The following is an 8,035-nucleotide window of genomic DNA, read 5'->3' on the forward strand; positions in this document are numbered from 1 at the left end:
AATCTATTATATCATATGATATAATTAAATAGAGGTTTTTATGAAAAAAAGAATTGCCATTGTACTCTTAGGTCTAATCCTTGGAATATTGGGCTTTATTGCTTATGAAAATATAAATATCTTATTGGTTGGACGTGTTTTTGGGTCTTTAGGGATAATTTTTTATGGAAAAAATAAAACATACACCATATTTTTCCTTGCAATTTTGTGTGGCTTCACCATGGCTAACCTTAAATTTCATAAAATAAATCCTAAAGAAAACAAAAATGTAAATATAAGATTTACTATTCTTGACAAAAAGAAGAGTAAAAACGCTTTTAGGTACACCATTAAGATTGACCAAAGCAAAGAAAAAGCCTTTATGTTTAATGAGGGGGACTTTGATATAGGAGAAAGGTTGGAATGTAAAGGTGACCTCAAAGCTGTAAGGAGAAATACCAATCCAAACTTGTTTTCCTATAGGTTTTATGCTATTTCTAAGGGGATTGGTCTAGAATTTAAGCCGGAAAAACTTCACCCAGAAACAACTAGGCTAAGGTCTAGGAATATTTTCCTCGGTCTTAGGAGGAATTTTTACTCATATATAAATAGGATTTTTAGGGGAAATTTATCCAAAGAATCGTCTGACTTTGTGATTTCCCTTGTACTGGCAGATAATCTATACGAAAAGGAAAATATAAATATGTTGGGCCTTGCCCATATCCTGGCTATATCTGGTTTTCATTTTGATTTGCTGATGACCTTCATGGTTTTTGTCTTATCTAAAATCGGATTTTCCTACAAGCAAACAAGGGTCATAACACTTTGTCTTGGACTTTTGTATGGATATATAATAGGTTTTGCTTATTCAATCCTTAGGGTTTTGATAGTTAGCACAATTATTTTTTTAGGATTTTTATTAAGGCGAGGGGTAGATAGGGTTAAGGCCTTAATGGTGGCTGCGATTTTGATTTTATTTATAAATCCCTTTGCTATTTTAAATACAGGCTACATCCTTTCTTTTATGACTATGCTTGCAATATACAGGATTTACCCAAGGCTAAAGACATTTTTTAAGGAAGGCTTTTTAAGAGATGAGCTTGCCTTTACTACAAGTATCCAATTTGCAGTTTTGCCTTTTAGCGTATATTATTTTAGGTTTTTTAACTTCCTAAGTATCCTTGCAAATTTCTTGGTTGTGCCAATTTTTGAAGTAGCAATGTACCTTATTTTTAGCCTGGTATTCCTATATCCTATACTAAGAAATTTCTTACAACCAGGTTTTATAATCTTAGATATTCTGATTAGGTCAATTATAAGTATAACCGAAGTATTGGCAAATATTAAACTTTTCTCCCTAGATTTTGTGACAGAAAGTATCTTTGTTAGTCTTTTTCTCTTTGTCTTAGTTTTTGTCCTATCAAATATGAAAACCAAGAAGGGTTTGGGAAAATTTTTAAAAACTGCCCTTATCATTGTTCTAATTTCCCTTGGAATTAGGAGCCTAGATAGGCCTATAGAATACCAAATGATAGACATAGGCCAAGGAGATGCCTTTTTATTAAATGATAGGGGAAAATATTACATGGTAGATGTGGGCGGGCCAAAGTACAAGGACTATGATTCGGGAAAAAGTATTTTGGTCCCATACTTAAAAAGCCTAGGCATTAATGAAATAGAAGCGGCCTTTATAAGCCACGAAGACTCCGACCATGCAGGAAATCTTGATATCTTGATGGAAAATATTAGGGTGAAAAAAATCATAACTGATGATAAGGTTAGTAAAGAATTTAAGGAAAAGTATAGGCCGATTTTTATGAAAAAGGGTGATAAATTTAAATTAAGCCATGGTCTTATTACTTGTGTCTATGATGGAACTTTAGGAGTAACTGAAAAAAACGACCAGTCACTTGGACTTTTAATCAATATAAGGGGAAATACACTTTTGACTATGGGTGATTTGTCATCGCCATATGAAGATAAATTAAGGGTTAAGGCTGACATCCTAAAATTGTCCCACCATGGGTCGGCGCATTCTAGCTCAAAAGACTTTATAAAAAAAGTAGATCCCAAAATGGTCCTAATTTCAGCTGGCAGGGATAATACCTACGGCCATCCAAGCAAAGAGGCCCTAGAAAATGTAGGAAATATAACAAAATACAACACCCAAACTGACGGTCTAGTAAAAATCAACTTTTACAAGGGTAGAGTTAGGGTGGAAAAATACTTGAAAGGAGGATTTTTTAGGTGAAATATATAGACTTTTTCAAAAATTTTACAAGTCTAAAAACATCTGGCATATATTTATTTGATTCCAAAGAGGAATATTTAAATACAACCATAATCGAAGAAGCAGAAAGACTTGTAAATATAAAGGACTTCAACCTAATAAAAATTAAGGGCGACACAGACTTTGAGACAATAAAAAATTCTTATGAGACCTATCCGGTTATGGAAGATAAAAAAATTATTATCTGGCAAAATATAGACCTTTCCAAGGATGGGGTCAAAAATTATAGCCTAATTTTGGATAAGTTGGCAGAAGATGCCAAAGATTTTCCATCCTATGCGACACTTTTAATTTTTTCAGATACAAGTCCTTTTAAGGGGAAATTTTATAAGGCGATTGGTAAAAGTGGGACGATTGTTGAAATTGACAGGCTAAATAATAATGAATTAAGGTCCTTTATCGGCAGGAGGTTTGTAAAAAATAATAAAAAAATTTCTAACAAATATATAGACGAGATAATCGATAGGTTTTCGTATTTGACCTATAATAGCGAAATAGATTTGTTTGAAATTGTAAATTCTGTTGATAAGATTATTTCAAATTCATCTGACGAAATCATAAAAAAAGAAGATATAGAAGACCAATTAGACCAGGTTTTAAACCTAAATATCTTTAACCTAACTGATGCTATAGCTAGTAAAAATACAAAAGAAGCCCTAAGAATCCTCATCCTAATGGAGAAATCTGGTGAAGACCTCTTTATGATTTACCATATGATAATTAGGCAGTTTAGGATACTAACAGCAGTAAAAAGTCTAAGTGAAGCTAATTTTAACGATTCTTTTATAATGAAAGCTAGTAAAATTGGGTCCTTCGAGCTCAGGAAGGCAAAAAACAATATTAGAAATTATAAGATGGATACCTTGATAGATATAAATGACAGGTTAATGGATATGGAAATAAGGTCAAAGTCAGAGGCCTTTGATATGAAGGATGAATTGTTGAAATTAATTGCCTTTGTGGGGATGAAATAAAATTGCCAAAATATTTTTTGAAGATATTTGAAGTTTTAAGTTATAGAAAAAACGACTCAAAAAGCCCAATGCTTTTATTCATCGCATCGGGCTTTTTTCGTTGCATAAGGTTTTTCCGTTATTTCCCTACGTACTTTGTGCTTGTAAAATTGTTAAAACCGTAAAAAATTTTTCTTACAGTTTTAAGATACAATTTGCGACTCAGAAGAAGCAACGCTCCTATTCGTCGCGTCCCCTCTTCTTCGCTGCATAAAGTTTTTCACAATTTCTCTGCGCAACTTCGTTGCTTGATAAATTGTGAAAACCGCAAAAAATTTTGCTTACAAAATTTTTTACTACATTTAAAATGAGTGATCATCAGTAGTCATATGTTAGGATCCAGTACTGATTATCACTCATTTTCTTATGCGTTTAGTTTTTTAGCAAGTCTTGAAGTAGTTGATGCTACTCTGTTTTTGTGAATAACATTTTTGCTTTCAGCTTGTTTTAATCTTTTATCAACAACTTTGAAGATTTCTCTTGCTTCATCTAGGTTGCCTGCTTCTATTGCAGCTTCAAACTTTTTGATGTAAGTTTTGATTTCTGATTTTCTAGACTTATTTCTAAGATTATTTCTCTTAGCAATTTCAATTCTTTTTTGACTAGATTTAATGTTTGCCATCTATTTTCACCTCTCTTCTGTTTTGCTTGACTTATGTATTCTACCATAATTTTATAAAAAGCTCAAGTTTTTATTTATATTTAGCAAATTTTTTTGAGAATTAGGGCCAAGTAGTATATAATTAATAAGAAATGAGAGGTTAGAAATGAAAGAAGAAAATATAAAAAATAAAAAAGAAGATTCGCTTTTAAGCACCATTTGGGATTGGGTTAAGACTATTATTATCGCCCTTGCTATTACATTTTTTGTAAAGCAATTTATTATTGATGCTACAATTGTGTCAGGCAAGTCTATGCTAAATACCCTTCATGATGGAGATTGGCTAATAGTTAATAAGATAGGTAAGCATTTTAGGGATTATCATAGGGGAGAGATTGTTATTTTAAATGCTCCAGATTTTCCTAATAGACTTTATGTAAAGAGGGTAATAGGCACTCCTGGAGACCTTGTTGAATTAAGGAATGGAAATGTTTATGTTAATGGCGAAAAACTTGAGGAAAAATATGTGTCAGTTGATGAAACACCAGCTAAAACTGATCAAACAGGTTGGGTTCTAGGTGACAAGGAATACTTAGTTTTTGGTGATAACAGGACTAATTCCAATGATTCAAGAGATTTTGGACAGATATACAAGGAAGAAATTGTTGGCCATGCATTTTTAAGGGTATATCCATTTTCTGATGCTGGTTTGATTGACAATCATCCTTATGATAAATAGTTTAGTAGGAGTTATATGACAAAAAGAAAAGATAATATTAGGAATTTTTCTATTATTGCCCATATTGACCATGGCAAGTCTACCCTTGCTGATAGGCTAATTGAGAGAAGCGAAAATATCAGCCAAAGGGATATAAAAGAGCAGATGCTTGACGATATGGAGCTTGAGCAAGAACGTGGTATTACAATCAAGTTAAAGTCAATTAAAATCCATTACAAGGCCGATGATGGTAAGGTTTATGACCTAAATTTAATTGATACACCAGGTCACGTTGACTTTAACTATGAGGTTTCAAGATCTCTTAAGGCTTGTGAAGGAGCGATTTTAGTTGTTGATGCAAGTCAAGGTGTCGAGGCACAGACTCTAGCTAATACCTACTTAGCTTTGGAACAAAATTTGGAAATCCTTCCAGTTTTAAATAAAATTGACCTACCAAGTGCAAGAGTTGATGAAGTTAAGCTTGAAATTGAAAATGAAATCGGTCTTGATACTGAAAAGGCACCTTTGGTTTCAGCAAAGACTGGCCTAAATATTGAAGATGTGCTAGAAGATATAGTTAATAATATTCCAGCTCCAGAAGATCATGATGATAAGCCTCTCAAGGCTCTTATATTTGACTCTTATTATGATTCTTATGTGGGAGTAATTTGCTACATAAGGGTCTTTGAAGGGGTGGTTCGACCTGGGGATGAGATAAAGATGATGAATACTGGCAAGGTTTTTGAGGTAAACCAAGTTGGCTATACATCAAGGGGCAGGGTTGCTACCAAGGAACTAAGGAGTGGTGATGTTGGTTTTATAGAAGCATCTATCAAGCAAGTTAAGGATGCGAGAGTAGGGGATACTATAACAACTGTTGAAAATCCTACTGATAAGCCACTTACAGGTTACAAGGAAGTCCTACCTATGGTTTATTCTGGTATTTATCCTGCTGAGGGTGAGTCTTTTAATAAATTAAGAGACTCCTTGGAAAAACTCCAGGTAAATGATGCAGCTTTGGTCTTTGAACAAGAAAATTCCCAGGCCCTAGGTGTTGGTTTGAGGGCAGGCTTTTTAGGCCTTCTTCATATGGATATCATCACCCAAAGACTTGAAAGAGAATACGACCTTGATATAATCGCAACAGCTCCATCTGTAATTTATAAAATTAAGCTAAAGGGTGTGGAGAATGAAAAAGAATTACAAAATCCTAATGATTTCCCAGACCCAACTGAAATCCAATATATAAAGGAACCTGTGACTGTATCTGAGATTATAACTCCAAAAGAATATATAGGTCAAGTTATGGACCTTGCCCAATCTAGGCGAGGAGAATTAATAAATATGACCTATATAGATGAAAATAGGGTGTCAATTAAGTATAGGATTCCTCTAAGCGAAGTAATTTATAACTTCTTTGATTCTCTAAAATCAAGGACCAAGGGCTACGCTTCTTTGGATTATGAAGTAAAAGATTATCAAGTTTCTGATCTTGTTAAGCTTGATATCTTGATTAATGAGCAAAATGTCGATGCCTTATCCCTTATTGTTCACAGGGATAATGCCTATGCTAGGGGCCGTGGTATTGTTGAAAAACTAAAGGATGAGATTCCAAGACAACAATTCGCTGTGCCAATCCAAGCTGCTATAGGTGGCAAGATTATAGCGAGAGAGACTGTAAAAGCTCTTAGAAAAGATGTAATCGCCAAGTGTTACGGTGGCGATATTTCAAGGAAGAAAAAGCTTCTTGAAAAGCAAAAAGAAGGTAAGAAGAAGATGCGCCAACTTGGTAGCGTAGAAGTCCCACAAGACGCCTTCCTATCAGTATTAAAATTAGATGACGAATAGAAAAAGGATGTGGTTTCACATCCTTTTTTGCTCTCTTGCTAGGCTTAGGAAAATCAAAAATAAATAGATTCCCAAGCTTAGAATGACAATATATTTAAAATCTGTTATTGGGTAATAGGTAGGTGTATTAAGTCCTTTTATAGAAATTATTCCTAAGAAAAGTGATAGGGGACCGCCTATTAGTAGGGTTTTTATTGGTAGACTTAGGGATTTTTTTCTGAGTTTTTCTTGTAAAAATATGGCAAAAGCTATTACAAAAAATCCGATGATTGATATCCAGGCATATAAACTAAAGACCAATCTTGGAAGTAGAGTTTGACGAACTTCGCCAGATCCTATGACCATTTTTGGCATAGATTCGTGGTTTTGGTAGAGAACGGTTTTCAGCTTATCTTTGTGAAAGACTATAGCTTTTTTTGGCATATTTTTATTAAAAATCTCGTCGTATTTTGTTGTGTAGGCGTCAAGGTAGGTGGCATCTTCTGTGTCAGTATAGTCAATACCACTAACCTTAGGAGAAAATTCTACAGTATAGATATCATCACTCCTATAGACCTTATACAAGTCTTTTTCATATTCAATGTGCCTTGGAGTGTTGAGGTAGGAGATGATAAAAATAAGGATAGAGCCGATTAGGGCAAGGACTGCCAAGGTAAAATACCTGGTTTCTTTTTTTATCCTTTTTTCAACAAAATCAAGTGGCTTTGTATTTTTGTTTTCGATTTTTATATCTTCTTTTAGAATATTTTCACATTCTTTGCATGTTTTCAAATGGTCTTCGACATATTTTTCTGATTCTTGGCTTAAAAGATTCTCCTTATATAAGGGAAGCAAATCTTTTACAATATCACAATTTTTCATTATTTTCCTCCAATAGTATTTTTAATTTATCCTTGGCCCTGTGGTAGACAACGCAGGCCCAGTTTTGGTTTTTGTGGTAAATTTCTCCGATTTCCTTAAAAGTTAGGTCGTTGAGTCTTAATTTTACAAGGTCTTTGTAGGGATTTTCGAGTTTTTCTATAGCCTTTTCTAAGTCGGTTAAATTTTCTTTTTCCAGAATGTTTTTTTCAAAAGATTCTAAAGCTAAGTCAAAATCTTCGATACTATATGTCAGTAAAATCCTCTTGTTTTTCTTATAATAGTTATAATAGGTGTTTTTGCCTATTTGAAATAGGTAGGATTTTACTTTAGAATCTTCGATATTTTCAATATTTTTCATAGTCCTTATAAATGACTCTGAACATATATCCTCGGCGACTTCTTTGTTTTTGCATAGATATAGCAAAAACCTATACAAGTCATCAAAATATATCCTATAAATTTTTTCTATATCCATGGCTCCTCCCCCTTCATATAGTAGACAAATAACTTAATCATATCTTACAAAATTTTAAAAAAAATTCCATTATTGTATAGTATTCCTATCAGATTAAAGGAGGACATATGGATATAAAGGTTGATTTTACAGACTTAGTAATTAAAACTGATAGGCTCCTTTTAAGGGCCTTTAATGATAATGATTTGGAAGATTTTTACCAATATGCCAAGACAACAGGGTTTTTTTAAATGGCTGGTTGGCCACAACT

8 protein-coding genes are annotated in these 8,035 nt (G+C 33.4%); 5 read left to right on the forward strand and 3 right to left on the reverse strand.

Features of this window, described 5'->3' with window-relative positions; all coding sequences use genetic code 11:
- Window positions 1–40: 40 nt before the first annotated feature.
- The gene (locus tag RQ907_RS06320) at window positions 41–2,230 is read left to right on the forward strand and encodes a DNA internalization-related competence protein ComEC/Rec2 (RefSeq protein ID WP_311492534.1); all 2,190 of its coding nucleotides are present in this window, start codon (window positions 41–43) and stop codon (window positions 2,228–2,230) included.
- On the forward strand, window positions 2,227–3,243 hold the full coding sequence (gene holA, locus RQ907_RS06325) for a DNA polymerase III subunit delta (RefSeq protein ID WP_311492535.1): 1,017 nt from the start codon (window positions 2,227–2,229) through the stop codon (window positions 3,241–3,243). Before RQ907_RS06320 ends, holA begins: the two co-directional genes overlap by 4 nt.
- Window positions 3,244–3,646: 403 nt before the next feature.
- Here holA and rpsT read toward each other — a convergent pair whose 3' ends face one another.
- The gene (gene rpsT, locus RQ907_RS06330; RefSeq protein WP_311492536.1) at window positions 3,647–3,904 is read right to left on the reverse strand and encodes a 30S ribosomal protein S20; all 258 of its coding nucleotides are present in this window, start codon (window positions 3,902–3,904) and stop codon (window positions 3,647–3,649) included.
- 145 nt (window positions 3,905–4,049) lie between these two features.
- Between rpsT and lepB the strand changes: the two genes are divergently transcribed.
- Complete coding sequence (gene lepB / locus RQ907_RS06335) at window positions 4,050–4,622, forward strand: signal peptidase I (protein WP_311492537.1); 573 nt, start codon at window positions 4,050–4,052, stop codon at window positions 4,620–4,622.
- Between the two features lie 15 nt (window positions 4,623–4,637).
- Complete coding sequence (gene lepA / locus RQ907_RS06340) at window positions 4,638–6,449, forward strand: translation elongation factor 4 (protein WP_311492538.1); 1,812 nt, start codon at window positions 4,638–4,640, stop codon at window positions 6,447–6,449.
- 15 nt (window positions 6,450–6,464) lie between these two features.
- On the opposite strand, the gene RQ907_RS06345 is transcribed toward lepA, so the two are convergent.
- Window positions 6,465–7,310 (reverse strand): zf-HC2 domain-containing protein, encoded by an 846-nt coding sequence (locus RQ907_RS06345; RefSeq protein WP_311492539.1) that lies wholly within the window; start codon window positions 7,308–7,310, stop codon window positions 6,465–6,467.
- The gene (locus tag RQ907_RS06350; protein ID WP_311492540.1) at window positions 7,297–7,785 is read right to left on the reverse strand and encodes an RNA polymerase sigma factor; all 489 of its coding nucleotides are present in this window, start codon (window positions 7,783–7,785) and stop codon (window positions 7,297–7,299) included. The genes RQ907_RS06345 and RQ907_RS06350 overlap by 14 nt, the downstream gene beginning before the upstream one ends.
- A 107-nt stretch (window positions 7,786–7,892) precedes the next feature.
- Here RQ907_RS06350 and RQ907_RS06355 point away from each other — a divergent pair, with 107 nt between their 5' ends.
- A complete protein-coding gene (locus RQ907_RS06355; protein ID WP_311492541.1) occupies window positions 7,893–8,015 on the forward strand; it encodes a hypothetical protein in 123 nt (40 codons plus the stop codon).
- Window positions 8,016–8,035 lie beyond the last annotated feature (20 nt).

Source organism: uncultured Anaerococcus sp. (assembly GCF_963510575.1).
GTDB lineage: Bacteria > Bacillota > Clostridia > Tissierellales > Peptoniphilaceae > Anaerococcus.

Coding starts and splice junctions, on each gene's coding strand:
- RQ907_RS06320 (WP_311492534.1), top strand. CDS start 41: ATGAAAAAAAGAATTGCCATTGTACTCTTAGGTCTAATCCTTGGAATA.
- rpsT (WP_311492536.1), bottom strand. CDS start 3,904: ATGGCAAACATTAAATCTAGTCAAAAAAGAATTGAAATTGCTAAGAGA.
- lepB (WP_311492537.1), top strand. CDS start 4,050: ATGAAAGAAGAAAATATAAAAAATAAAAAAGAAGATTCGCTTTTAAGC.
- lepA (WP_311492538.1), top strand. CDS start 4,638: ATGACAAAAAGAAAAGATAATATTAGGAATTTTTCTATTATTGCCCAT.
- RQ907_RS06345 (WP_311492539.1), bottom strand. CDS start 7,310: ATGAAAAATTGTGATATTGTAAAAGATTTGCTTCCCTTATATAAGGAG.
- RQ907_RS06350 (WP_311492540.1), bottom strand. CDS start 7,785: ATGGATATAGAAAAAATTTATAGGATATATTTTGATGACTTGTATAGG.
- RQ907_RS06355 (WP_311492541.1), top strand. CDS start 7,893: ATGGATATAAAGGTTGATTTTACAGACTTAGTAATTAAAACTGATAGG.